23 protein-coding genes are annotated in these 24185 nt (G+C 62.3%); 8 read left to right on the top strand and 15 right to left on the bottom strand.

The window, feature by feature from the left end; genetic code table 11:
- Positions 1 to 2 precede the first annotated feature (2 nt).
- A complete protein-coding gene (locus tag AC1DUY_RS02265) occupies positions 3 to 698 on the top strand; it encodes a NapC/NirT family cytochrome c (protein ID WP_478111955.1) in 696 nt (231 codons plus the stop codon).
- Positions 699 to 734: 36 nt separating this feature from the next.
- Here the strand turns inward: AC1DUY_RS02265 and AC1DUY_RS02260 are convergent, their stop codons facing one another.
- The 4 genes from AC1DUY_RS02260 to AC1DUY_RS02245 form a co-directional block, all read right to left on the bottom strand.
- Entirely contained in the window at positions 735 to 1712 is a 978-nt protein-coding gene (locus AC1DUY_RS02260; protein ID WP_478111953.1) for a Bug family tripartite tricarboxylate transporter substrate binding protein, read from the bottom strand.
- A 108-nt stretch (positions 1713 to 1820) separates the two neighbouring features.
- Entirely contained in the window at positions 1821 to 2798 is a 978-nt protein-coding gene (locus AC1DUY_RS02255; protein ID WP_478111951.1) for a Bug family tripartite tricarboxylate transporter substrate binding protein, read from the bottom strand.
- A 53-nt stretch (positions 2799 to 2851) separates the two neighbouring features.
- Positions 2852 to 4285: an FAD-binding oxidoreductase gene (locus AC1DUY_RS02250; RefSeq protein ID WP_478111949.1), complete on the bottom strand. Its 1434-nt coding sequence runs from the start codon at positions 4283 to 4285 to the stop codon at positions 2852 to 2854.
- Positions 4286 to 4298: 13 nt separating this feature from the next.
- Positions 4299 to 5048 carry a FadR/GntR family transcriptional regulator gene (locus tag AC1DUY_RS02245; RefSeq protein WP_478111947.1) on the bottom strand — a complete coding sequence of 250 codons (750 nt, stop codon included), beginning with the start codon at positions 5046 to 5048 and terminating at the stop codon, positions 4299 to 4301.
- A gap of 304 nt (positions 5049 to 5352) precedes the next feature.
- On the opposite strand from AC1DUY_RS02245, the gene AC1DUY_RS02240 reads away from it, so the two are divergent.
- Both AC1DUY_RS02240 and AC1DUY_RS02235 read left to right on the top strand, forming a co-directional pair.
- The gene (locus tag AC1DUY_RS02240; RefSeq protein ID WP_478111945.1) at positions 5353 to 6117 is read left to right on the top strand and encodes an SDR family NAD(P)-dependent oxidoreductase; all 765 of its coding nucleotides are present in this window, start codon (positions 5353 to 5355) and stop codon (positions 6115 to 6117) included.
- A gap of 93 nt (positions 6118 to 6210) precedes the next feature.
- Positions 6211 to 7110 carry a dihydrodipicolinate synthase family protein gene (locus tag AC1DUY_RS02235; RefSeq protein ID WP_478111943.1) on the top strand — a complete coding sequence of 300 codons (900 nt, stop codon included), beginning with the start codon at positions 6211 to 6213 and terminating at the stop codon, positions 7108 to 7110.
- Here AC1DUY_RS02235 and queC read toward each other — a convergent pair.
- Complete coding sequence (gene queC, locus AC1DUY_RS02230) at positions 7107 to 7823, bottom strand: 7-cyano-7-deazaguanine synthase QueC (RefSeq protein WP_478111941.1); 717 nt, start codon at positions 7821 to 7823, stop codon at positions 7107 to 7109. The genes AC1DUY_RS02235 and queC overlap by 4 nt on opposite strands.
- A gap of 119 nt (positions 7824 to 7942) precedes the next feature.
- Here queC and mazG point away from each other — a divergent pair, with 119 nt between their 5' ends.
- Together mazG and AC1DUY_RS02220 are read left to right on the top strand one after the other, a co-directional pair.
- Positions 7943 to 8767 carry a nucleoside triphosphate pyrophosphohydrolase gene (mazG, locus tag AC1DUY_RS02225; protein WP_478111939.1) on the top strand — a complete coding sequence of 275 codons (825 nt, stop codon included), beginning with the start codon at positions 7943 to 7945 and terminating at the stop codon, positions 8765 to 8767.
- Between the two features lie 31 nt (positions 8768 to 8798).
- A complete protein-coding gene (locus AC1DUY_RS02220) occupies positions 8799 to 9584 on the top strand; it encodes a sulfite exporter TauE/SafE family protein (RefSeq protein WP_478111937.1) in 786 nt (261 codons plus the stop codon).
- A 17-nt stretch (positions 9585 to 9601) separates the two neighbouring features.
- On the opposite strand, the gene hflX is transcribed toward AC1DUY_RS02220, so the two are convergent.
- The 8 genes from hflX to dusB form a co-directional block, all read right to left on the bottom strand.
- Positions 9602 to 10993 (bottom strand): GTPase HflX, encoded by a 1392-nt coding sequence (gene hflX, locus AC1DUY_RS02215; RefSeq protein WP_089264307.1) that lies wholly within the window; start codon positions 10991 to 10993, stop codon positions 9602 to 9604.
- Positions 10994 to 11016: 23 nt separating this feature from the next.
- The gene (gene hfq, locus AC1DUY_RS02210; RefSeq protein WP_068731834.1) at positions 11017 to 11262 is read right to left on the bottom strand and encodes an RNA chaperone Hfq; all 246 of its coding nucleotides are present in this window, start codon (positions 11260 to 11262) and stop codon (positions 11017 to 11019) included.
- A gap of 187 nt (positions 11263 to 11449) precedes the next feature.
- Positions 11450 to 12307: a D-amino-acid transaminase gene (locus AC1DUY_RS02205; RefSeq protein WP_441229655.1), complete on the bottom strand. Its 858-nt coding sequence runs from the start codon at positions 12305 to 12307 to the stop codon at positions 11450 to 11452.
- Between the two features lie 46 nt (positions 12308 to 12353).
- The gene (ntrX, locus tag AC1DUY_RS02200; protein ID WP_089264305.1) at positions 12354 to 13724 is read right to left on the bottom strand and encodes a nitrogen assimilation response regulator NtrX; all 1371 of its coding nucleotides are present in this window, start codon (positions 13722 to 13724) and stop codon (positions 12354 to 12356) included.
- A gap of 32 nt (positions 13725 to 13756) precedes the next feature.
- Positions 13757 to 16042, bottom strand: a complete 2286-nt coding sequence (locus tag AC1DUY_RS02195) for a sensor histidine kinase NtrY-like (RefSeq protein WP_478111933.1) — start codon at positions 16040 to 16042, stop codon at positions 13757 to 13759.
- A 192-nt stretch (positions 16043 to 16234) separates the two neighbouring features.
- Positions 16235 to 17677, bottom strand: a complete 1443-nt coding sequence (ntrC, locus tag AC1DUY_RS02190) for a nitrogen regulation protein NR(I) (protein WP_068731842.1) — start codon at positions 17675 to 17677, stop codon at positions 16235 to 16237.
- Between the two features lie 14 nt (positions 17678 to 17691).
- On the bottom strand, positions 17692 to 18870 hold the full coding sequence (locus tag AC1DUY_RS02185; protein ID WP_231080673.1) for a two-component system sensor histidine kinase NtrB: 1179 nt from the start codon (positions 18868 to 18870) through the stop codon (positions 17692 to 17694).
- Positions 18867 to 19901 carry a tRNA dihydrouridine synthase DusB gene (gene dusB, locus AC1DUY_RS02180; RefSeq protein WP_283805448.1) on the bottom strand — a complete coding sequence of 345 codons (1035 nt, stop codon included), beginning with the start codon at positions 19899 to 19901 and terminating at the stop codon, positions 18867 to 18869. Before dusB ends, AC1DUY_RS02185 begins: the two co-directional genes overlap by 4 nt.
- A gap of 232 nt (positions 19902 to 20133) precedes the next feature.
- Here dusB and AC1DUY_RS02175 point away from each other — a divergent pair, with 232 nt between their 5' ends.
- Together AC1DUY_RS02175 and AC1DUY_RS02170 are read left to right on the top strand one after the other, a co-directional pair.
- Positions 20134 to 21330 carry a bifunctional 2-C-methyl-D-erythritol 4-phosphate cytidylyltransferase/2-C-methyl-D-erythritol 2,4-cyclodiphosphate synthase gene (locus AC1DUY_RS02175; protein WP_478111929.1) on the top strand — a complete coding sequence of 399 codons (1197 nt, stop codon included), beginning with the start codon at positions 20134 to 20136 and terminating at the stop codon, positions 21328 to 21330.
- A 1-nt stretch (position 21331) separates the two neighbouring features.
- On the top strand, positions 21332 to 21955 hold the full coding sequence (locus AC1DUY_RS02170) for a CinA family protein (RefSeq protein ID WP_093758557.1): 624 nt from the start codon (positions 21332 to 21334) through the stop codon (positions 21953 to 21955).
- Here AC1DUY_RS02170 and AC1DUY_RS02165 read toward each other — a convergent pair.
- Together AC1DUY_RS02165 and lipA are read right to left on the bottom strand one after the other, a co-directional pair.
- Positions 21945 to 22430, bottom strand: coding sequence for a type II toxin-antitoxin system RatA family toxin (locus tag AC1DUY_RS02165; RefSeq protein ID WP_478111927.1), 486 nt, complete (start codon positions 22428 to 22430; stop codon positions 21945 to 21947). The genes AC1DUY_RS02170 and AC1DUY_RS02165 overlap by 11 nt on opposite strands.
- Positions 22431 to 22440: 10 nt before the next feature.
- Positions 22441 to 23400 carry a lipoyl synthase gene (lipA, locus tag AC1DUY_RS02160; RefSeq protein WP_184516693.1) on the bottom strand — a complete coding sequence of 320 codons (960 nt, stop codon included), beginning with the start codon at positions 23398 to 23400 and terminating at the stop codon, positions 22441 to 22443.
- A 100-nt stretch (positions 23401 to 23500) separates the two neighbouring features.
- On the opposite strand from lipA, the gene AC1DUY_RS02155 reads away from it, so the two are divergent.
- Complete coding sequence (locus AC1DUY_RS02155; protein ID WP_478111924.1) at positions 23501 to 24103, top strand: DNA-3-methyladenine glycosylase; 603 nt, start codon at positions 23501 to 23503, stop codon at positions 24101 to 24103.
- Positions 24104 to 24185: the final 82 nt, after the last annotated feature.

Raw genomic sequence — 24185 nt, 5'->3', positions numbered from 1 at the left:
CCATGAAGTGGTTGATATCCAAGTTTCTGTGGTTCTGGCGCATCGCCAGCCGACCGGCCACGCATATCAGTCTTGGCGTTCTGGCGCTGGGCGGCTTCCTCGGTGGCGTGATCTTCTGGGGCGGTTTCAATACGGCGCTGGAAGTCACCAATACCGAGAAATTCTGCACCGGCTGTCATGAGATGCGTGACAACGTGTATCAGGAGCTGCAGCGAACGCCGCATTTCGCCAATCGATCCGGCGTGCGTGCCACCTGTCCGGATTGCCATGTGCCGCATAACTGGACCGACAAGATCGCGCGCAAGATGCAGGCGTCGAAGGAAGTGTGGGGCAAGATTTTCGGCACGATCTCGACGCGCGAGAAGTTCCTCGACATGCGTCTGGAGCTTGCCAAACATGAATGGGCGCGCCTGAAGGCCAATGACTCGCTGGAGTGCCGCAACTGCCACTCGGCGATCGCAATGGATTTCACCAAACAGGCGCCCCGCGCGGCGGCGATCCATGCCAGGTTCCTCGTCACCGGCGAGCGCACCTGTATCGATTGCCACAAGGGCATCGCGCATGAATTGCCTGACATGACCGGGATCGAACCCGGCTGGAGCGCGCCTGCCGAGCTTCGCGACCGCCATAGCCACCATACGCCCGATGCGGATCGGTTGTCGCGCTATCTGGCATCGGTGAAGGAGACGCAGCCATAGGGTGGACGAGCGAAGCTGATCCGCCCTACGCACAGCTCAGTTCATCGTGATGTTGGCCTTCTCGATCACGCCCTTCCAGCGCTGCGTCTCGCTGGCGATGTATTTGGCGAACTCGTCCGGCGGGACCGCCACGGCGACGGCCCCGAGTTCGGACATCTTTTTCTTCGTCTCGGGCAACTGCATGAATTCGCGGATCGAGACCGACAGTCTGTCGGTGATGGCCTTCGGCGTGCCGGCCGGTGCCATGAAGCCGTGCCAGGCGACGGCCTCAAAACCCGGCAGGAATTCGGACACCGCCGGCAGGTTCGGATCGAACTCGGCGCGCTTCGGCGAGGCCGTCGCCAGCATCGCGAGCTTGCCGGCCGCCGCATGCGGCAGCAGCAATGGCACGTTGTCGAAGGCGATATCGATCTGGCCGCTCAGCAAGTCCGTGACCATCTGGCTCGAACCTTTGTAAGGCACGTGCACCATCTTGGTGCCGGTCATCTGCTGGAACAATTCGCCGGCAAGATGCTGCGTGGTGCCGACGCCGGCCGAGCCGAATGTCACCTTGTCGGGATTGGCTTTGATATAGGCGATCAGGTCCGACACCGTGCGCGCCGCGATCCTGGTCGGGTTCACCACCAAGACATTCGGCACCATGCTGATCTGCGCGATCGGCACGAGATCCTTTTCGGGATTGTAGGACAGTTTTGCGCCATACAGCGTCGGATTGATCGACAGCGCCGAGGTGCTGGCAAGGCCAATCGTGTAGCCATCAGGCGTAGCGCGCGCGACGCGGGTGACGCCGATGATGCTGCCGGCACCGCCGACATTCTCGATGATGACCGTCGCGCCCATCTTCTTTTGCAGATGTTCCGACACCATGCGCGCAAAGATATCGGCCGTGCCGCCGGCGGCGAACGGAACGATGCTGGTGATCGGGCGGCTCGGGTAATTCGTGTCCTGGGCCGTCGCTTGCGTGAGCGTTCCCAGCGTCAGGCAGGCAGCCATCAGGATTGACCGAAGTCTCATTGAACATTCCTCCATGTATTTTCTATTTTGATCGTCGGCGTCCTTTGATGGACGCTCGATATTGGGGGTGGTGACGAATGTGACGTCGTCACCACCCTGCGCGGTCGCCTAGTTCATCGTGACGTTGGCCTTCTCCATCACACCCTTCCAGCGCAAGGTCTCGCTGGCGATGTATTTGGTGAACTCATCTTGCGGGATCGCCACGGCGACTGCGCCGAGTTCAGCCATTTTCTTCTTGGTTTCCGGCAGGCTCATGAATTCGCGGATTTCCGCCGAGAGTTTGTCGACGATCGGCTTCGGCGTTGCCGCCGGCGCGATGAAGCCGTGCCATGCGACAGCCTCGAAGCCCGGCAGGAATTCGGCGACGGCCGGCACATTCGCGTCGAACTCGGCGCGCTTCGGCGTTGCCGTGGCGAGCATCGCCAGCTTGCCGCCGGCCACATGCGGCAGCAGCAGAGGGACATTGTCGAAAGCGATGTCGATCTGCCCCGAGATCAGGTCGGTGACCATTTGGCTCGAGCCTTTGTAGGGCACGTGAACCATCTTGGTGCCGGTCATCTGCTGGAACAGCTCGCCGGCAAGATGCTGCGACGTGCCCGGTCCGGCCGAGCCGAACGTCACTTTGTCTGGATTGGCCTTCATGTATTCGATCAACTCCGGCACCGTGCGGGCCTTGATGCGATCGGGATTCACCACCAGCACGTTAGGCACGATGCTCACTTGCGCGAAGGCCACCAGATCCTTATCCGGCTGGAACTGAAGCTTGCTGCCATAGAGCGAGGGCGCGATCGCCAGCGGCGATGTGCTGGCGAGGCCGATCGTGTAGCCATCAGGCTGCGCCTTGGCGACACGGTTGACGCCGATATTGCCGCCGGCGCCGCCCATATTTTCGACCAGCACGGTAGCGCCGAGTTTCTTCTGCAAATTCTCCGACACCATGCGGGCGATGATGTCCACCGTGCCGCCGGCCGCGAAGGGCACGACGATGGTGATCGGCTTGGTCGGATATTTTGCGTCCTGCGCACTCGCCTGCCCGACGGCGCCCACGGCGACGCAGGCCGCCATCAGGATGGATTTGATCTTCATGCGTGTTCCTCTTCTCGAATGAGTGTTCTGATGAATGCTTGCGGCCGCCTCGCCTATTGCGCAGGCAGCACTTTTCCGGGATTCATGATGTCGTTCGGATCGAGCATCTGCTTGACGCTGCGCAGCAGCCGCAACTCGGTCGGCTTGGTGACGCGGGCAAGCCGCTCGCGATTGGCGATACCGATGCCGTGCTCGGCACTGATGCTGCCGCCGAGCGCGACGGTCTCTTCATCGACGATGGTGTTGATGCCGCGGATCGTGTCCTGGATCTGATCCTTCTGGTTCTGCTCGAGGCCTGGAATGATCGCGAGGATGTGGATGTTGCCGTCGCCGATATGGCCGTGCATCACGATACGTGCATCAGGCCGATAGGCAGCGATGCGCTTCTCCACCTGCGTGACGAAGGTCGCCTGCTGCGACAAGGGCACGGCGCTGTCATGCGAGATGACGTAACCGGCCTTCTTGCTGCCTTCCGACACGCTGTGTCGGATCTTCCAGAACGCCGCGGCCTGCGTCTCGCTCGAAGCCACCAGCGCATCGGTGACCAGCTCGCGCTCATAGGCGTTGCTGAGCAACGCTTCGAGCGCCGCATTCAGATCCACCGACACCAGCGTATCGACGAGTTCGATCAGCACATACCACGGCGTATCCAGCTCGAACGGGATGTTCACCAGCGGCAGGTTCTCGGCGATCACCTCGATCTGGCCGCGCGACATCACTTCGAAGGCGCCGATGCGGTCACCGAGTTCGGTACGTGCCTGCGCGAGCAGGTCGAGCACCGCATCGATGCTGTTCAGCTTGGCGAAGGACACCGCCCTCGCCCGTGGCTTCGGAAACAGCTTCAGCACTGCGCCAGTGATGATGCCGAGCGTGCCTTCGGCGCCGATGAAGAGCTGCTTGGTGTCAAAGCCCGTGGAGTCCTTGCGCAGGGCCGTCATGCCGTCGAGGATCTCGCCATCGGGCAGAACGACTTCGAGGCCAAGCGCGAGTTCGCGTGTGGTGCCATAGCGCAACACGGCGGTGCCGCCGGCATTGGTGGAGAGATTGCCGCCGATCTGGCACGAACCTTCAGCGCCGAGGCTGAGCGGAAACAGGCGGTCGATATCGTCCGCTGCCTTCTGGATGTCGGCGAGGATGCAGCCGGCATCGACGGCGATGGAGTCACCGAGACGGCTGATGCTGCGGATCTTGTTGAGGCGATCAAGACGCAACACGATCATGGTGTGCTCGCCGAGCGGAGTCGCAGCGCCGCACATGCCGGTGTTGCCGCCCTGCGGGACAATCGCGATGCCCGCAGCCGCACAGGCCTTCACGACATCAGAGACCTCCTGCGTCGAGCCGGGTTTCACGACGGCCAACGCCTTGCCGTGATAGCGGCCGCGCCAGTCCACCACATAGGGTTCGAAATCGCCGCCGGGGCCGATGACGTGACGGGGGTCGCCGACGATGCCGGCAAGCGTTGCGAGAAATGCAGTATGGTCGGTCAATTCACTCTCCCCGTCACCGGAACGAGAGGTCGAGCAGCCGGCCTTCGAACAGGCGATCGCGCGAGCGTTCGAGATGGAGACGCATGGCCGTGCGCGCCGCTTCGGCGTCGCGATCACGGATCGCTTCAAAAATACTGCTGTGTTCCTCGAACACCTGTTCAAGGCCGGGCCGCGGGCCCATCAGCGACAGGCCGTGCAGCTTCATACCGACGGCGACGTGGTCCTTGAGGGCGTTCAGCGAGGTCGCGAAATAGTGGTTGTTGGTCGCCTCGGACACGGCGAGATGAAAAGCATAGTCAGCGTCTTCGCGATGCTTGCGCTTCTTCGTCGCCTCGCGCAGCAGGCCGAGCGCGGCTTCCATCTTGCCGAGATTGTCGTCGCTGCGTCGGAGCGCTGCAAAATGCGCGGCATCGGCCTCCATGGTGATGCGGAATTCGAAGCAGCGCTGGATGTCGGCGATGGTCTCCACCCGCGCGAAGCCGAGTGGCTGTGGCTGCGCACGCATCTGGACGAAACTGCCTGCGCCCTGTCGCGACGTGATCAGGCCGTCTTCGCGCAACCGGCCGAGCGCTTCGCGCAGCACCGGGCGGGAGACGTCGAACATATCGGAAAGCTCGTGCTCGCCTGGCAGCTTCTGGTCCGGCGCGTAGTCGCCATTGGCGATGCGCTGCGCGAGTTCGCCATAGACCTTGTCGACAAGCGAACCGGCGGCACCGCGCGGACGCGGCGCTTCAGGCAATTCAGAGGGATCAATCGGCTTCATGATCGGTCAAACCGCGGCTCACAGGGATGGCGGCGGAGGTTTCGTGTGACGGTCCGATCGCCCAGGAGCGCCGTCGCATGGAAACACTTCCTCGCCCAAAAATTTCGGCGACCATGAGAGGCGGAGGCAAACTTGTCAACATGTCAATGTTGTGCGGATGAACTCTCTGGGTCGTATAGCATTGATATATAACATTTAAATCGCTTGATCTGATCAAATGCCGTGCTGCATCGCACAAATGCTGATAACTTGTCAGGCTGCTGAAATCGTGGTCGAACGCTCGCTCAATCGGAAAGGACCAGGCGTGACCAACGGACTGAACGGCAAGGCTATCGTGATCATTGGCGCAAGCTCCGGCATCGGCGCTGCCGTGGCGAAGAAATTCGGCGCCCTCGGTGCCAAGCTGATCGTGCACTACAACGGCAATCCGGAAGGCGCCGAGGAAGTGGTCGCGAATATCCGCGCGAGTGGTGGCACCGCCGACCTTGTGCGCGGCGACGTGTCGGAGCGTACTGAGGCTGCGCGCGTGATCGACGAAGCCCATGCCAAGCTCGGCCGCATCGATGTCTTGATCAACAATGCCGGCGCCATGTTCGGCCGCACATCGATCGCCAATGCCACCGACGAACAGTATGACGACGTGGTCGATCTCAACATCGGCTCGGTGTTCTTCGCCTGCCGCAAGGCCGCGAAGATCATGGAGGTGCAGCGTTCAGGCTCGATCATCAACACGACCTCGGTCGCAGCCCGTAACGGCGGCAGCGGCGGCGCCGGCCTCTATGGTTCGGCCAAGGGTTTTGTCTCGACCATCACGCGTGTGCTGGCGAAGGAACTGGCTCCGTTCAACGTGCGCGCCAATGCGGTGGCGCCGGGCGTGATCATGACGCCGTTCCACCAGCGCTATTCGACCGCGGAGCAGCTCGAAGGCGCCCGCCAGGGCATTCCGCTGGGCCGGATAGGCACGCCTGAGGATTGCGTCGGCGCCTATCAGTTCCTCGCCGACGAGACCATGAGCAGCTACATCACCGGTCAGGTCATCGAGGTGAATGGCGGCCAGATCATGCCGTAATGTATTTACCTCTCCCTGCTTGCGGGGAGAGGTAAAAAAAACAAGCACTTCGTTAGAAGAACTCCTGCAACACGCACCCGAAAGAGCACAACGATGACAGCTCCCTTCCCGACCGGCGTCTACTGCGCCGCGACCACCCCCTTCAAGGCCGACCTGTCGGTGGATCAGGGCCTGTTCACCTCCCACTGCCAGCGCCTGCTCGATGACGGCTGCACCGGCATCGCCATGCTCGGCACCACCGGCGAGGCCAATTCGCTGTCATCGCGCGAGCGCATGGCACTGCTGGAAGCCGTGGTGAAATCCGGGATCGCGCCGTCGAAGCTGCTGCCGGGCACCGGCGTTGCGTCGATCATGGAAACGGTCGAACTCACGAAGCACGCGGTCGCCAATGGCGTCGGTGCCGTCGTGATGCTGCCGCCGTTCTACTACAAGGGCGTGTCCGATGATGGCATCGTCGATGCCTATACGGCTGTGATCGAGCGCGTCGCCGATCCACGCCTGCGCGTTGTGCTCTATCACATCCCGCAGATGTCGGCGGTGCCGATCTCGCTCGACGTCATCGATCGGTTGCGCAAGCGCTTCCCGGAGATCGTGGTCGGTATCAAGGATTCCGCGGGCGAGTTCGCCAATATGAGCGCCATCGTCGACCGCTTCCCGGGTTTCTCGGTGCTGGTCGGCGCCGATCCCCTAATGTTGAAGCTGCTGCCGATGGGCGGCGCCGGCTGCATCACGGCGACCTCCAACCTCGTGAGCCGCGAGCTCGCCACGGTGTTCAATGGCTACAAGGATCCGGCCAAGGCGGCCGATGTTGCTACTGCGCAGGAGCGTATCGTCGCGGCGCGCAATGCGGTGTCCAGCTATGCGCAGCTTCCCTCGCTGAAGGTGCTGCTGGCGAAGCGCGACAACAATGACAATTGGCTGCGGGTGCGTCCGCCGCTGACAGGCCTCAGCGCTACTGAAGCGGCCAAGGTCCGCGAGTCGCTGTCCGTCTAGACAGCCGTGGCTGCGAACCCGCGCCAGCCTTTGGCGCGTAGTTCGCAGGCCGGGCATTTGCCGCAGCCATAGCCCCAGTCGTGTAACGCGCCGCGCTCACCGAGATAGCAGGTGTGCGAGTGTTCGCGGATCAGGTCGACGAGGCCCTGCCCGCCGAGCTCATGCGCCAACGCCCAGGTCGCCGCCTTGTCGCGCCACATCAGCGGCGTATGCAGCGTGAAGTTCTTGGCCATGCCGAGATTGAGCGCCTGCTGCAGCGCCTTGATGGTGTCGTCGCGACAATCGGGATAGCCGGAGTAATCGGTCTCGCACATGCCGCCGATGATGTGGGTGATGCCGCGCCGATAGGCCAGCGCTGCAGCAAAGGTCAGGAACACCAGATTGCGGCCGGGCACGAAGGTGTTGGGCAGCCCGTCGGCCCCCATCTCGATGGCGACGTCACGCGTCAGCGCGGTATCGGAGATGGCTGATAGCGTTGGGATGTCCAGCGTGTGGCTGTCACCGAGTTTCGTGGCCCAATCAGCATTCAAGGCCTTCACGCCCGCCAGCAGCTTGTCGCGGCTGTCGAGTTCGATGGCGTGACGCTGGCCGTAAGCGAAGCCGAGCATCTCGACGCGCTTGAAGCGCGCCAGCGCCCAGGCCAGACAGGTTGCGGAATCCTGGCCGCCGGAGAACAGCACCAGCGCGGTTTGATCTGGGAAAGTGTCGCTCATCGGCTGCAGATAGCACTCTGCAGCCCTGTGTGAAAGACAGGCAAAACCGGGCATTTCCGCTGGGCCACGCCGCCGTCCTGCGGCATAGCAAAGGCTCCTGCTGTGAACCGTGGTGCCTCATGACCCCTTCCCGCGATATCGTCGGCCTGATCGAGATCATGGCCCAGTTGCGCACGCCCGTGACGGGGTGCCCATGGGATCTGGAGCAGGATTTCGCGAGTATCGCGCCCTATACGATCGAGGAGGCCTATGAGGTCGCCGATGCCATCGTCAGGCACGATCTCCACGACCTCTGCGATGAACTCGGCGATCTCCTGCTGCAGGTGGTGTTCCATGCGCGGATGGCCGAGGAGCAGAACGCCTTCGCTTTCGGCGACGTCGTTGAGGCGATCACCCGCAAGATGATCCGCCGGCATCCGCATGTGTTTCCCGGCAAGGATGGCAAGATCGCACCGACGGATGTGAAGGGGACGTGGGGGCGTATCAAGGCCGAGGAAAAGGCTGAACGCGCCGCCCGGCGCGGCGTTGAGGCCACGCCGCCCTCCTCGTTCCTTGCCAGCGTTAAGGCCGGGCAACCCGCGTTGAGCCAGGCCATGGAGCTGCAAACAAAAGCCTCCAGCGTCGGCTTCGACTGGAATGATCCGCGTGCCGTGCTGGCGAAAATCCGCGAGGAAGCCGACGAGATCGAAGCCGCACTCGATCGCGGCGACCAGAGCGAAGTCGCGGCCGAGACCGGCGACTTGATGTTCGCGCTGGTCAATCTGGCGCGCCATGTGGACGCCGATCCCGAACTCGCACTACGCGGCACCAACGTGAAGTTCGAGCGACGTTTTGGCTATATCGAACAGGCGCTGGCGGCGAAGGGACGGACCCTGCAGGAGGCGTCGCTCGAGGAGATGGATGCGCTGTGGAATGAGGCGAAGGGTAACGAAATCGCGGATTGAATGACTCCCAACCGCCAAGGAACAATCGACGATGACACGGACTGACGTCCTCGGCGGTCTTCTGGCGGGCGGTGTCGGCGGCATGGCGTCCGGCTTGCTCGGTATTACCAGTGGCGGAATCCTCGTCCCGCTGCTGGTGCTCCTGCTTGGCAAAGATCAGCACGTCGCCCAGGGCGTTTCTCTCGTCGTGCAGGTCGTGCCCACCAGTCTTTCCGGCGTCCGCAACTATCAACGCAGCGGCCATCACGTGCCGCCGCGCTGGCTTGCCTGGCTGGCCATCGGATTTGCAGTGGGCGGGTGCGTTGGCGCCTTGCTCGCAACAACCGTTTCTGCTCGCGCGCTGCAATGGACTTTTGTCGGCTATCTGCTCGTTCTCGAAGTGATCGTCATCTGTCGGCCGTCACATCCCAAGCTCGAAGGCACTGCAGACGAAGCGAAAGAGGTGCCGTTACGCGGGTCAGCGCTCGTCGCCATCGGCGCGGTCGCGGGCTGGTCGTCGGGATTTCTGGGGATCGGCGGCGGGCTTGCGATCAGCGCCTTGATGACGGGCCTGCTGAAGGTGTCCCAGCATCAATCCCAGGCCCTTAGCCTTGCCGTTACAGCACTGCCCGTCACTTTACCGGCCGCCCTGCTCTATGTGCAGCAGGGCACGGAGCTGCCGTGGCTCACGATTGCAAGTCTGATCATTGGGCTGTGGATCGGTACCGGTCTTGGATCACGGCTGGCGAATCGCATGAGTCAGAGAGCTTTGCGGATAACACTCATCGCTGTCATCGCCGGCATGGCGGTGTTCATGGCGTTTAAAGCTGCCACCTGAACAACAACGGAGTTTCGTCAGGCACTCAGATCCGCGACCGGATGCAGCACTGCACTGAATCGACTCATGACGATATCGCGTTTGGTCTCATCGACACGCACCACCATGTCGAAATGGCCGTCGTGCAATTCTTTCACCAGTACTTCCGCATTGCGATGCAGCCAGCTCACGCCAGCACCGTCCGCAGCGTCGATCGACAGATCCAGCGTGATGCGGCTGGCGGCGAGCCGTGTTTCGATGGCAGCGAGCAGATCGTCGATGCCCTCGCCGGTTTCGGCTGAGACCATGAAGCACGGCTTGTCCAGCGGCCGCCGCGCCGCGATATTGGCGAGGTTCTCGCGCTCCTCCGGAGGGAAACGATCGATCTTGTTCCAGACTTCGAGAATGCGCGCTGTTGCATCCGTATCGATGCCGAGCTTGCGCAGCACGTTGTCGACGTCGCTTTGCTGCGCTTCCGCATCCTCATGCGAGATGTCGCGGACATGGAGAATGATGTCGGCTTCCAGTACCTCTTCCAGCGTCGCGCGAAACGCGGCTACGAGCTGGGTCGGCAGGTTGGAGATGAAACCCACCGTGTCCGACAGCATGGCCTTGCCGCCATGCGGCAGCGTCAGCGCACGCAGCGTCGGATCGAGGGTCGCGAACAACATGTCCTCGGCCTGCACGTCGGCGCGCGTCAGCCGGTTGAACAGCGTCGACTTGCCGGCATTGGTGTAACCGACCAGCGCAACAACGCGATACGGCACGCGCTGGCGGCCGGCGCGATGCAGGCGCCGCGTCGCCTGGACCTTCTTCAGATCGGCTTCGAGCCGCGCGATGCGGTCGCCGATCATGCGGCGATCCGCCTCGATCTGGGTTTCGCCGGGGCCGCCCATAAAGCCAAAGCCGCCGCGCTGGCGCTCCAGATGGGTCCATGAGCGGACGAGACGGCTGCGCTGATAATTGAGATGCGCGAGCTCAACCTGCAGCGTGCCTTCCTTGGTCTTGGCACGGCGGCCGAAGATTTCAAGGATGAGACCGGTACGGTCGAGCACCTTGGCCTTCAGTTCCTTTTCGAGATTGCGCTGCTGGATCGGCGACAGCGCGCAATCCATCACCACGATGCCGATCTCGTTCGCCGCGATCAGGCCGGCGATCTCCTCGACCTTGCCCTTGCCGAGATAGGTGGCCGGGCGGATCTGGCTCAGCGGCGCGGCGACGGCCTCGACCACGGTGAGGTCGATGGCGCGTGCGAGACCGACCGCCTCTTCGAGCCGGGCTTCCGTATCGCGGACATGAGAATAGGCTTGCGCGTCGGCGTCGCCCCGCCGTTCGCGCAGGTAAGGACCGACCACGAGGACGCGGCCGGTCGATTCGCTGCTGGCCGAGGGCCGGTCAGCAGCATTGCCTTCGAAGCTACGAAATTCCAATCAAGCGTCTCTCAGGAGTTCGCTCAAGCCGGATCCTCGCCACCCTCAAAAAGCTGAATCGGTGCGCCCGGCATGATGGTCGAGATCGCATGCTTATACACCAGCTGCGAGTGTCCGTCGCGCCGGAGCAGAAGACAGAAATTGTCGAACCAGGTGACAATGCCCTGCAATTTGACGCCGTTCACCAGAAAGATCGTGAGCGGAGTCTTGGTCTTGCGTACGTGGTTGAGGAAGGTGTCCTGTAGATTTTGTGCGCGGTCTGCCGCCATTTTTTTTAATCCCGCAGTCTGTTTTGTTGCTTTTTTTGAACCCGGCGCAGCCCTCTCCGGGGCCTTACCAAGCTGCCGCACTTTCCCCTGAGATCCCCCTCCGGGAGCGCGACGACGTGATTAGACGGCAGGCGCGCTTTTTAGGCAAGCCGGAACGCGGAATTGGTGCCTAAAAGCCCGGCAAATTTTATGAAATCGCTGCGAATTTATGGAATTCCTGCCTCAGGCGCGTCGCGATACCACCAGGCTTGCCGTCGCCGATCGGTTTGCCATCGATATTGATGACCGGCATCACGATCTGACTCGCCGACGAGACGAAGGCTTCTGCGGCGTCATAAGCCTCGGCTGGTGTGAAGTTCCGCTCTTCCAGCTTGAGCTGCATCGAGGCCAGGACCTCGATCAGTACGGCGCGGGTGATGCCCGCGAGAATGCCTGACGCGGCCGTGCGCGTCACCACCCTGCCGTCCTTGGTGACGATCCAGGCGTTGCACGACGCGCCCTCGGTGACGAAACCGTCGGCGTCGACATACCAGGCTTCATAGGCGCCCTTGTCGCGGGCTTCCTGTCGCGCCAGCACATTGGGCAGCAGGCCGACAGTCTTGATGTCGACGCGCGGCCAGCGATTCTCGGCCGTGGTGATGACCTTCACGCCCTTGGCAGCAGTCGCCTGGTTCTTGGCGAAGTTGAGCGATTTCGCCGTCACGACCACACTTGGCTTCACGTCCGGCGACGGAAATCCGTGATCGCGATGGGCGACGCCGCGGCTGATCTGCAGATAGACGATGCCGTAATTGATGCGGTTGCGACGAATGACTTCCTGCATCACCACCTTGAGCGATGTCAGCGGCATGGCTTCGGCGATGCGCAGCTCCCGCAACGAGCGCTGCATGCGCGCAATATGACGGGGAAAATCGACCATCTTGCCGCCGATGATCTCGCAAACCTCGTAAATGCCATCGGCGAACTGATAGCCGCGGTCCTCGACGTTCACGGCGGCATCGCGCAGGTTGACGTATTGACCATTCACATAGGCGATGCGCGACATGTTCGTTCCGAGGCTTGAGTTGAAAGCTTGAGGTGAGGTGAGTGATTTAGCCGACGCCGAGCGCCTTGAGCTTGCGGTGCAAGGCGGAGCGCTCCATGCCGACGAATTCAGCGGTGCGCGAGATATTACCCGAAAAACGGCTGATCTGCGCAATCAGATAATCGCGTTCGAACACTTCGCGGGCCTCACGCAGTGGCAGGCCCATGATGTGCTCGCCATTGTTGCTGGTCGGCATCGACGGCACCATCGAACCGACGTCCTGCGGTAGCATGTCGGCGGTGATGATCACCTCCGGCCCACCGCCCGCTAGGATCATGACGCGTTCGACGTTGTTGCGAAGCTGGCGGATATTGCCGGGCCAAACGTGGGATTGCAGGACCGCCATGGCGTCCTCGCCGATCTGCCGCTTCGGCAGGCCCGTCGCGATGGAGATCTGCTCCATGAAATATTCGATGAGCTCCGGGATATCCTCGCGGTGCTCGGACAGCGGCGGAACGCGGATCGGCACCACCGAGAGGCGATGATAAAGATCCTCACGGAAACGACCTTCGGCGATTTCCTCTTCGAGATTACGCGCGGTCGACGAGATGATGCGGACGTCGACATTGACCTTGGTGGTGCCCCCTGCCCGCATGAAAGTCTGGTCGACCAGCACGCGCAGGATCTTGTTCTGGGTCTCGCGGGGCAGATCGCCGATCTCGTCGATGAACAGCGTGCCGCCATGGGCTTCTTCCAGAGCGCCAGCCTTGCGCGCCTGTTCGCCATTGGACTGTTCGATGCCGAACAGTTCGACTTCCATGCGCTCCGGCGTAATCGCTGCAGCGTTGATGACGACGAACGGTCCCGTGGAGCGAGCAGAGGCCGTGTGCAGCGTGCGCGCGGCGAGCTCCTTGCCGGCGCCCGACGGGCCGACGATCAGAATGCGGCTATTGGCCTTGGCGGCGCGATCGATGGTCTGGCGTAGCTGGTTCATGGCGGCCGAGCGCCCCGTCAGCGAATTGGCGACCGGTGCGAGTTGTTTCAGTTCCTTGACTTCGCGTTTCAGCCGCGAGGTCTCAAGCGCGCGCGTCGCGACAAGGATCAGCCGGTCAGCTTTGAACGGCTTTTCGATGAAGTCGTAGGCGCCGCGCTTGATTGCCGCGACAGCGGTTTCGATATTGCCGTGGCCTGAGATCATCACCACAGGCAATTCGGGATTGTCGCGTTTGACCTGCTCGAGCAGTTGCAGGCCGTCGAGCTTGCTGCCCTGCAGCCAGATGTCGAGAAACACCATGTTGGGGCGGCGATTGGCGATTTCCGCGAGCGCGGAATCGCTGTCTCGTGCGGTGCGGGTGGTGAAGCCCTCATCGTCCAGAATGCCCGCAACAAGATCGCGAATATCGGCTTCGTCGTCGACGATCAGAATGTCATTTGCCATGGGTCAAAATATCCTGGTCACGTTTATTCTTGTCAGTTGCCGGTAGCAGTTTTGATCTTCGGTTCGTCATCAGGCGGGGCTTCCGGTTCACTCTTGTCCGCGTCAGCCTTCTGACCGGAGATAGAAAACCGCAGCCGCATCCAGGCACCGCGCTGTCCAGGACGAACGCTCGATGCGTCGCCAAGTTCGATGCCCCCACCATGATCCTCGAGCACCTTGCCGACGATCGCGAGGCCGAGGCCGGTGCCCTTCTCGCGAGTCGTGACATAGGGTTCGAGCAAACGCGACCTGTTGACGGTCGGCAGACCGATGCCGTTGTCGATCACGTCGATCAAGATCATGTCGTTCTCGCGCGACGCTGTGACATCAATACGACCTTTGCCGAGTTCTTCTGGCGGCACGGCCTCGATCGCCTCTGTCGCATTCTTGATGATATTGGTGAGCGCCTGCGAGATCAGCCGGCGATCGAACCGCGCGCGCATCGGCTCTTCCTTGATCTCGGCGGAGATGTCGAGCTCGGGGTGACCGACCCGCATCAGGAATACGGCCTGACGCACAGTGTCGGCGACATCCTCACCCTCGATCACGGGCTTGGGCATGCGCGCAAAGCGCGAAAATTCGTCGACCATGCGCCTGATGTCATCGACCTGCCGCACGATGGTGTCGGTGCATTGTTCGAAGATCGCCTTGTCATCGACGATCACCTTGCCGAATTTGCGCTTGATGCGCTCGGCCGAGAGCTGGATCGGCGTCAGCGGATTCTTGATCTCATGTGCGATGCGGCGCGCCACGTCGGCCCAGGCCGAGGTGCGCTGAGCCGAGACGAGTTCGGTGATGTCGTCGAGGGTGATGATGTAGCTGTCGCGCGACTGGCTGGTCTGTTCGGCGCTGACGCGCACCGACAGATTGCGCTCCTGCCCGTCGCGGGTGATCGTCACCTGGCCCTGCACCAGCCGCTGCGATCCCTCGCGTGCGGTCTGCATCAATTCATCGAGCTCGGGAATGATCTCGTGCAGCGGGTGGCCCAGCGTCTCGGACTCCGAATGTCCGACCAGCTTCTCGGCCGAGCGGTTGAGAATGCCGATCATGTTCGAGCCATCGACGCCGATGATGCCGGCGCTGGCCGATGACAACACGGCCTCGATGAAACGGCGGCGACTGTCGATGACGTCGCTGGCGCTGACCAGTTCGTCACGCTGGGTGCGCAGCTCCTGCGTCATCTTGTTGAAAGTCTCGCCGAGATGAGCGAGATCGCCCTCGGACTGGATCACCGGTACCTGGACATGAAGATCTCCGGTCGAGACCATGTTCGCAGCGCCCATCAGGCGGCGGATCGGCGCCACCAGCCAGTTGGCGAAATTCAGGCCGATCAGCACAGCGGACATCAGCACCGTCAGTGCGATCACGGTGAACATCAGCGCGAAGGCGACCTGAATGCCGAGCCTGCGCGATTCCAGTTCGGCATATTCGGCCGCGCCGGCCTGGCTCTGATTCATCTGCGCGACCACGCGCGGATCGAGCTTGCGGGCGACATAGAGGAACATGTTGTCGAACGCTCGCAATCGGATCACGGCGGCGACGTAATTTCCCTCGGGGATCACAGCGATGGCCGGCTCGGACGCGCTGACATTGACGAGGAAGTCTGCCGGCGGCGGTGAGAATTCCTGTTTGACGCCGGGCTGGTCGGGTTCGATGACGTTGCGATCCTTGTCGATCAACATGGCGCCCGGCAAATTGCGCGCGGTTGCATTTGCCATCATCAACGAACGGAACGTACCGCGGTCCTGATAGAAAAGCGGCTGGATGCGCGCGAGATCGTCGGCCATACCGAGGATATCACCGCCAATCAATTGGCCGTGCTCGTGCAGATAGGCGCTGGCGATGACGAGCGAATTGTTGATGACCGCCTTGGTTGGGCCGGAGAACAGCCGGTCGAGGCCGCGGTCGAGGGTCACATTGGCGACGATCGAGACGAGCACCGCCGGCAGCACGGCGATCACCGAGAACAGGCTGACGATCTGCACATGTAGCCGGGCCGCCGCCCTGCCCCTGCGACGCGCCTGGACAACCTTCCAGATCTCCCGCGCAATGATCAGGACCAGCAGGAGGACGCTGGCGGCATTGATCAGCAGGAAGGTGACGACGACCTGATGGGTCGGCGCGATCGGCGTGAGGCCATTCAGGACGAGGAAGGTCAGGCATGACGACAGGAGTGCCAGGCCGACAGCCAATGGCACGAACAGCCGCCGCAGGGTCCACCTGCGCGGCTCCGCCATCGACGGTTCATAGGCTGTAGCCGACGTGTCTGCGCTGGTCATTCCGACAATGTGGTGAGCGTGGACGCCGTGCGGCTGCCGGAGACAGCCCGGACCGCACTGATGCAATCATACAACAATGTTGCCCAATTACGACAAATCCACGGCGCAGACTAGCCAACGAAAACGCATACCCTGCGTTTTCGTGTGTTTTTGCGTCTCAAACCCTGGAATTGCTCGATCCCGCTACCGAGATCAGCCGCCGGTTCGATAGACCTGAATGTCGAGATCGCGAATTTTCTTCCGCAGGGTGTTGCGGTTGAGGCCGAGCAGATCCGCAGCGCGAATCTGGTTGCCTCGGGTCGCGGCCAGTGCTGCGGTCAGCAGCGGTACCTCGATCTCGCGGAGAATGCGGTGATAGAGGCCCGGCGGCGGCACGCCGTTCGGGAAGCCGGAGAAGTGCGAGGACAGATAGACCTCGACGGCACCACCGAGATTATCCACGCCGGTCGGCGCGCTACCACCCGAGGCCACAGCGGGCGGCGCCAGTTCGCCGTCGATCACCGAGCCGGTAATGACGTCCTGCGGATAGAGTGCTGCCAGACGGCGCGCGAGGTTTTCCAGTTCGCGAACATTGCCCGGCCAGCGATGCTGCTTCATGCGCTCAAGCGCCAAAGCGTCGAGCTTCTTCGGCGGCAGGCCGTCCTTCTCCGCGAGTGCAAAGAAGTGGCGGATCAGATCGGGCAGATCCTCGATGCGCTCGCGCAGCGGCGGCAGGCGCAATGGCACGACGTTGAGGCGGAAAAACAGATCCTCGCGGAACAGGCCCTGCTGGATCAGGATGCGTAGATCCTTGTTGGAGGCGGCGACGATACGCACGTCGGTCTTGATCGGCGTGCGGCCGCCAACCGTCGTGTATTCGCCCTGCTGCAACACGCGCAGCAAACGGGTCTGGGCTTCCATCGGCATGTCGCCGATTTCGTCCAAAAACAGTGTGCCGCCTTCAGCCTGCTCGAAGCGACCGGTGGCGCGGGCATTGGCGCCGGTGAAGGCGCCGCGCTCGTGGCCGAACAGTTCGGACTCGATGAGGTCGCGCGGGATCGCCGCCATGTTGACCGCAACGAACGGGCCATTGCGGCGCTTGCCGTAGTCGTGCAGCGCGCGGGCCACCAGTTCCTTGCCGGTGCCGGACTCGCCGGAGATCATCACCGTCAGATCGGTCTGCATCAGGCGGGCGAGGACGCGGTAGATTTCCTGCATCGCCGGTGAACGGCCGACCAGCGGGATCGAGTCGAACTCGCCGTCATCGGCGTGGCTTGCGACACGCTCCTTCGGCTCGGACAGCGCGCGACCGACGATGGCGATCAATTCCTTCAGATCGAACGGCTTCGGCAGATATTCATAGGCACCGCGCTCGGAGGCGCGGATCGCGGTCATGAAGGTGTTCTGCGCGCTCATCACGATAACCGGCAGATTGGGCCGCATCTTCTTGATACGCGGCAGCAGATCGAACGCGTTCTCGTCAGGCATCACCACGTCGGTGATCACAAGGTCGCCCTCGCCCTGGCTGACCCAGCGCCACAACGTGGCTGCGTTCCCGGTCAGGCGAACCTCATATCCGGCGCGCGATAGCGCCTGATTGAGGACGGTGCGGATCGCCGTATCATCGTCCGCAACCAGAATGCTACCTGCAGCCATCGTTAGTCCTCGTCTTACGTCTGTGAGGTGTGCGTCGGTGCCGCGGGGGCATCGGCGCTGCTCGGATCAAGGGTCTTGTCGTCCAATTTCTTGGCGGGGTTGAACATCGGCAACAGCACGCGAAAAGTCGTCTTTCGTGGCTGCGATTCACATTCGATGATCCCACCGTGATCGCCGACAATCTTCGCAACCAATGCAAGACCCAGGCCGCTTCCGGTGGGCTTGGTGGTGACGAAGGGATCGAACAGGTTGGGCAGCAGATCTTCGGGAACGCCGGGTCCGTTGTCCTTGACGCAGAATTCCAGCGGTAGCGAGACGCGCGATTTCTTGCCCGGCACTGACAGGCGGACGCCCGGCCGGAACGCGGTGGTGAGCTGGATCTCACCATCGGAACCGAGATCGACGATGGCTTCGGCAGCGTTCTTCACCAGATTCAGGAACACCTGGATGAGCTGGTCCTGATTGGCCAGCACCGGCGGCAGCGACGGGTCGTAATCCTCGATGAAGCGGATGTTGCGGGCGAAGCCGGACTGCGCGAGGCGCTTCACGTGATCGAGGACGGAGTGAATGTTGACCGGGCCACGCGCCACCGGGCGGTCGTCGCCGAACACTTCCATGCGATCGACCAGCGTCACGATGCGATCGGCTTCGTCCATGATCAGGCGTGTCAGCATGCGGTCTTCCGACGATGCCGACTGCTCAAGGAGCTGAGCGGCTCCGCGAATGCCCGACAGCGGGTTCTTGATTTCATGCGCCAGCATGGCCGCCAGCGCGATCACCGAACGCGCGGCGCTGCGATGGGTGAGCTGACGGTCCATCTTGTCGGCAATGGTGCGTTCCTGCAGCATCACCACGATATGGCCGGGACGCTCGGTGAGCGGCGCGACATGCAGATCGACCTGGCGGTCGCCGCCGATGCGCGGCGTGCCGAGATCGACCTTGTATTCGTTCACCGGCGAACCCGCGGCGCGAACCTGATCGATCAGCGCCAGCAGCGGACTGCCGAATGGCACCAGTTCTTTCAGAGACTGCCTGCGCAGGAATTGCGTAGAAATCTCGAAGAAGGATTCGGCCGCCATATTGGCGTCGACGATCTTGCCGTCGGGCGCGATCAGGATCACCGGATTAGGTAGTGCGTTGAGAATGGCCTCACTGTCGGTCGGGACAGGGCGACGGTGCTCTGCGGCGTTCATGCGGCAGCACTCCATGCGAAATCATCAAAAGCGTCATTCAGAGATCGCTGCACACCGGAGGGATCTTCGGATGTAAGGATCTTCTGTCGCCAGGTCTTCAGGGTCTCGGTCGGCGCGCAGCTCGTAGCCGCGGCCGCATCGAGCGCCCAGCCGAGATGTTTGCGTGCGTGGCGCAGGCCGATGCGCAGGCCGTAGTGACGGACCACATCGTCGTAGAGAGCGCAGATATAGGCGAGCTGCTGCTGCAGCGACGGCACGGCTTCCGCGATACCGGTTTCAAGACGTCGGCCGATCTGGCCGGGCAGCCAGGGCATGCCCTGCGCGCCCCGACCCATCATCACGGCATCGGCGCCGGACATCTTCAGCGCACTCACCGCCTTGTCGTAGGAGGTGATGTCACCATTGACGATCACTGGGATGCTCACCGCGTCCTTCACCGGGCGCACGGCGCTCCAGTCGGCTTCGCCCTTGTAGAACTGGCATCGCGTGCGACCGTGGACGGTGATGAGCTGGACGCCCGCCTGCTCTGCGCGCTGCGCAAGCTCAGGCGCGTTCAGCATGCGATCGTCCCAGCCCAGACGCATTTTGAGAGTCACGGGTACTTTCACGGCAGCGATGGTCGCCTCGATCAGCTTCAATGCGTGGTCGAGGTCGCGCATCAGCGCGGAGCCCGACTGGCCGCCGGTCACATGCCGCGCCGGGCAGCCCATATTGATATCGATGATGTCGGCGCCGGCGGCTTCGGCCACACGGGCCCCCTCGGCCATCCAGTGGGTCTCACAGCCGGCCAGCTGGACCACATGGGGCCCGATCCCGGTCGCTTCGCAGCGCAATACCGACATGGGACGACCATTGACGAGATCGTCGCTGGCGGTCATTTCTGACACGACGAGGCCGGCCCCGAGTTCGGCGGTCAGCCTGCGAAACGGCGCATCGGTGATGCCCGACATCGGCGCCAAAACGACCCGGTTGGCGATCTCGATGCCACCGATTTGTAACGGCTTGCTGTATACTGAGTCCGGGGTGGTCACAGACCTGCTCGTCGTTGTCTCGTCCGCTGCATTGCGGGCATAGGGCGCATAATGCGCACATTTGTTGTGCAGTCAACCGTCATGCCTACACATTAGACAGATGCGCTCATTTTGCAAGTGCAGTGCAGCAATGCACTCTTATGCAGCCACGAGAATGTAATCATACTGTTTTTGCGTGCGGCCGTGCTAAGGGCTGTGCGATCACCGCTTACCCCTTAATCACCTGACCCTGATGACAAAATCACCTAATCCTGCCGGTTTGAAGACAGCCGCCATTATCGTTGCCGCCGGCCGCGGCCTCCGTGCCGGCGCCGGTGGACCGAAGCAATATCGCATGATCGGAGGCCGCAGCGTTATTTCGCGGGCTATGGAGCCGTTTTGCAACCATCCCCAGGTCTTTGCGGTCCAGCCGATCACCAATCCTGACGATATCGCTGTGTTCAACGAGGCGGTCAGCGATTTGAGGTATCATGTTCCTGCCAATGGCGGTGCGACGCGTCAGGCGTCGGTGCATGCTGGACTCGAAGCGCTGGCAGATCACGCGCCGGACATCGTGCTGATTCACGATGCAGCCCGCCCGTTCGTAACCCCTGCTTTGATCGAGCGCGCGATTGCCGCGGCACAGATCACTGGCGCTGCGGTGCCCGGTGTCGCCGTTACCGATACGATCAAACAGGTCAACGAGGCCGGACACGTGGAAGCGACGCCGGACCGTGCACGCTTGCGCAGCGCGCAAACGCCACAGGCATTTCGTTTTGATGTCATCCTTGAAGCGCATCGTCGTGCTGCAAAGGAAGGCCGCGATGATTTCACCGACGATGCCGCGCTCGCCGAATGGGCGGGATTGACCGTGGCAACCTTTGAAGGCGATCTTGCAAATATGAAGCTCACGACTCCCGAAGATTTCATTCGCGAAGAAGCGCGTCTCGCCGCCTCGCTCGGTGATATCCGCATGGGCACGGGCTATGACGTGCACGCCTTCGGCGACGGCGATCACCTGATGATCTGCGGCGTCCGTGTGCCGCATACGCGCGGCTTCCTTGCTCACTCAGATGGCGACGTCGGCTTGCATGCGCTGGTCGATGCGATCCTGGGCGCGCTGGCTGACGGCGATATCGGTTCGCACTTCCCGCCGAGTGATCCCCAGTGGAAGGGCGCGGCGTCCGACAAGTTCCTGAAATACGCCGTGGACCGCGTCACCGCACGTGGCGGCCGTATCGCCAATCTCGAAGTAACGCTGATCTGCGAACGGCCCAAGATTGGCCCGCTACGCGATGCGATGCGCGAGAAGATCAGCGAGATCTCCGGCGTGGCACTGTCACGCGTCGCGGTGAAGGCGACCACCAGCGAACGTCTCGGCTTCACCGGCCGTGAAGAAGGCATCGCCGCGACTGCGGCTGCCACCATTCGCCTTCCCTGGATGGACTGACATGGCAGCGAGCGACGCACGAGCCCTCTCCCGCGCGCTGCTCGATCTCTGCCGCAGCCGCAAGCTGACGATCGCGACCGCCGAGTCCTGCACCGGCGGTCTTGTCGCCGGCGCGCTGACCGAAATTCCCGGCTCGTCCGATGTGATCGATCGCGGCTTCGTCACCTATTCCAATGCCGCCAAACACGCGATGCTTGGCGTCAAGACTGCGACGCTCGACAGCTTTGGTGCGGTCAGCAAGGAGACGGCGATCCAGATGGCGGTCGGCGCTTTGGAAGAAGCCGACGTCGACCTCGCAGTGTCGATCACAGGCATCGCAGGTCCCGGCGGCGCCACGCCGGGCAAACCGGTCGGCCTCGTGCATTTTGCTGTGGCGTCACGTGACGGCCGCATCGTCAACAAGGAATGCCGTTTCGGCGCCATTGGCCGCAGCGCGGTGCGTCAGCGCTCCGTGCTTGAAGCTCTACGGATGCTGATGGAATTGGCACGTGGGCCACAGCCGCCGGCCAAGAAGCGCGAAGCAGCGAGTCTGGCGCGCCCGCGCGTGGCGCGTTCGCCGCGACGGACCGCCGTCAAGCGTCGCCGGCCGACCGCGCCGCTAAAAAAGCCGACGACTAAGAAGTAGACGGAACGCCCGTGACGCGCGGCACACGATAGACTTCATCCGCGCGCTTCTCGAAGGCTACGGCAAAGCGCTGGAATGCCGCGTCGAACATCGTGCCCATCAGCATCGCCAGCATGCGGCTCTTGAACTCATAGGCAATGAAGAAGCCGACGTCGCATTCCTGACCTTCAGCCTTCGGATCAAAGGTCCAGCGGTTTTCGAGATTGCTGAACGGACCGCGCAGATATTCGACCATGATCTTCAGGTTCGGCCGATCCAGCGTCACGCGGCTGGTGAAGGATTCCTGGACCAGCTTGAACGACACGGTCATGTCGGCAACGATGATCTCGGTGCCATTCTCCTGCGGCGTGCGCTGGCGAATCTTCAACGACTTGCACAACGGCACGAATTCCGGATAGCGCTCGACATCGGCAACCAGATCGAACATCTGGGAGGCGCTGTGGCGCACGCGGCGCTTGTTGGCAAATCTCGGCATTGTCGCGTTCTCAGCGCGCGAGAGCGGCGCGCGCAGCCTGCAGCTTGGCGAAATCCTCGCCGGCATGATGCGACGAGCGCGTCAGCGGGCTCGCCGACACCATCAGGAAGCCCTTGGTGTAGGCGACTTTCTCATAGCCGCTGAATTCATCGGGGGTGACATAGCGCGACACCACGTGATGCTTGCGCGTCGGCTGCAGATACTGGCCGATGGTCAGGAAGTCGATATCGGCCGAGCGCATGTCGTCCATCACCTGCAACACTTCAGGGCGCTCCTCGCCGAGGCCGACCATGATGCCGGACTTGGTGAAGATGGTCGGGTCGAGTTCCTTGACCTTCTGCAGCAGGCGCAGCGAATGGAAATAGCGCGCGCCCGGTCGCACTGTCAGATAGCGCGACGGCACGGTTTCCAGATTGTGGTTGAACACGTCGGGCTTCGCCGCGACGACGACTTCGAGGGCGCCCGGCTTGCGCAGGAAGTCAGGCGTCAGGATTTCGATGGTGGTCGTGGGACATGCCGCGCGGATCGCACGAATCGTCTGCGCAAAATGTTCGGCACCGCCATCGGCGAGATCGTCGCGGTCCACCGAGGTGATGACCACATGATGCAGGCCGAGCTTGCGCACGGCTTCGGCGACATGCTCGGGCTCCATGCCGTCGAGTGCGTTGGGCATGCCCGTCTTGACGTTGCAGAACGCACAGGCGCGGGTGCAGGTGTCACCCATGATCATGAAGGTGGCGTGCTTCTTCTGCCAGCACTCGCCAATATTCGGGCAGCCGGCTTCCTCGCACACGGTAACGAGGCCGTTTTCCTTGACGATCTTGCGGGTGTCGCCATAGCCACGGCTAGTCGGCGCACGGACCCGGATCCAGTCCGGCTTCGGCGGCGAGAACGAATCCGGCCGATTCACTTTTTCAGGGTGACGTGGGCGGAGCTGCGTGGTGGATACGGTATCGAGGACGACGACCATGAACTGTCCGTTCTGAGTGAAGCCTTAGGTAATCCGCCGGGCCCTGTCCTGCAACCCGCCCTCGCCTTGCCCGGCCCTGCATCGTAACATAGCAGGCAGAATGGCTCCAAAACCTCACCAAATCCCCCAAAAGCTCGGCAAGGCACTCAAACGCAGCTTTTTCGCTCGGAGCGTGCACGATGTGGCCCCCGAACTGATCGGCGCGACGCTCCTGGTCGATGGCATCGGTGGCGAGATCGTCGAGGTCGAGGCCTATCATCACACCGAGCCCGCGGCCCATTCCTTCAACGGGCAGACGCCGCGCAACCAGATCATGTTCGGGCCGCCCGGCTTTGCCTATGTCTATCGCTCCTACGGCATCCACTGGTGCGTGAACTTCGTCTGCGAGGCCGAGGATTCGGCCAGCGCGGTGCTGATCCGGGCACTGCAACCGACCTTCGGGATTGGCGAGATGCAGCTGCGACGCGGGCTGCAGGATGAGCACATGCTGTGCTCGGGACCTGGCAAGGTCTGCCAGGCGCTCGGCATCAGCATCGCGCATAACGGGCTGGCTTTGGACAAGCCGCCGATTGCGATTCACGCAAGGACGGAAGTGCCGGACATTATCGCAGGTATCCGCATCGGCATCACCAAGGCCGTGGAATTGCCGTGGCGATACGGGGTGAGAGGCTCGCGTTATCTCAGCAAGCCGTTTGCGAGGTAATTATAGCGCCGTCATGCTCGGGCTTGTCCCGGGTATCCACGCCTTCGCCACTACTAGCACGGAAGACGTGGATGGCCGGGAC

It is taken from the genome of Tardiphaga sp. P4_G1 (assembly GCF_056401215.1).
This window is presented reverse-complemented; position numbering and strand designations above follow the sequence as displayed.